Genomic DNA, 1,334 nt, shown 5'->3' with positions numbered 1-1,334 from the left:
CCGACGATTACGGTTCCTCCGGCACAATGTTTTGTTGGATCCCCATTGACGGTTAACTTAAATGGTTATACCACTGTTTACGGCGGTGTTAAATCATATACTGTAAACGGCTTGGCTATTGCAGGATCTAGTGCAGTGTTTAATGCTCCTGGTAAATATACATTAGGTATTAAGGATGACAATGGCTGTGAGGCTTTTGTAGATTATACAATTCAAAAACAATTGTTAGCGGAAGCCACATTGACAAAAGACTTACATTGTACAGGATCAGTTAATGCGAGAATTGATGTTGCTATAACTGGCGGTGTTGCACCATATTCTTACCAAATGTATGTTGGAGGAGTTGCTGCAGGCAGTCTGACAGCAGTAACAGGTTCTAGTTTTATTGCTTCAGTTGCATCAGCAGGCAGTTACCATTTTGTGATAACAGATAGTAATGGTGCTGCATGTACAGTGACTACCAATGCAGTTGATGTAAAAACACCAGCTACGCCAGCATTCACTGCCGCTCAAATCAATGTAAGCTGTAATGGTGGCAGTGACGGAAGCATTACTATAACACCAACTGCAGGAGTTGGACCATATACGTATGTGTTAACAGTTCTTGGAGTGAGTAATACCAATACGACAGGAAATTTTACTGGTCTAAAAGCAGGATCTTATACAATGGTAATTACCGATTCAAAAGGCTGTAGTTCTATAGCTGCGTCTGCGATAGTAATAACAGAGCCAGTTGTATTAACAGCTACAGCATCATTCCCTGTCAATACTACTTGTAGTGTGGCTACTGTAATTACCGTAGCAGGTCATGATGGTACGCCAACGGGTGTTGGAACTGGATATTATTATAGTTTTAATGGATTGCCTTATGACGCTTCAAATACGTTTACAGTAAATGACAATGGAGCTATCCAGACTATTACGTATTCTGTAAAAGATGCTAATGGCTGTACAACTGTTCCTCAGTCTATCGTAATAAATCCGTTGAACAAACCGACAGATTTAGCCTTTGCAGTTACAGTTGCGCCAACGTGTCCATTACCAACTGCTACAGTTCGTCTAACGGCAACAGGAGGCGTATTGTCATTGCAGTACGAGACGCTGACAGGTTCTCCAATAGTTAGAGGCAAACAGGCATCCGCTGATTTTGCTGGCTTGACACCTGGCGACTATACCTTCCAGGTAACCGATGCCAATGGCTGTACATATCAAGAATTGTATACCGTTAAAGCGGTAACACCAATTGCAATAATTGGAACATTGGCAGGTGATATTTCATGTAACGCCTTAAACGGAGCGAACAATAATGGTTCAGCTAAGTTTACCGTTACCGG

At 41.8% G+C, this 1,334-nt stretch carries 1 pseudogene; it reads left to right on the top strand.

Annotated features, from left to right (window positions below):
• Nucleotides 1-1,334: pseudogene (locus C8P67_RS21925) on the top strand (SprB repeat-containing protein); the annotation flags it as partial.

The organism is Flavobacterium aquicola (assembly GCF_003385115.1).
GTDB lineage: Bacteria > Bacteroidota > Bacteroidia > Flavobacteriales > Flavobacteriaceae > Flavobacterium > Flavobacterium aquicola.
This window is presented reverse-complemented; position numbering and strand designations above follow the sequence as displayed.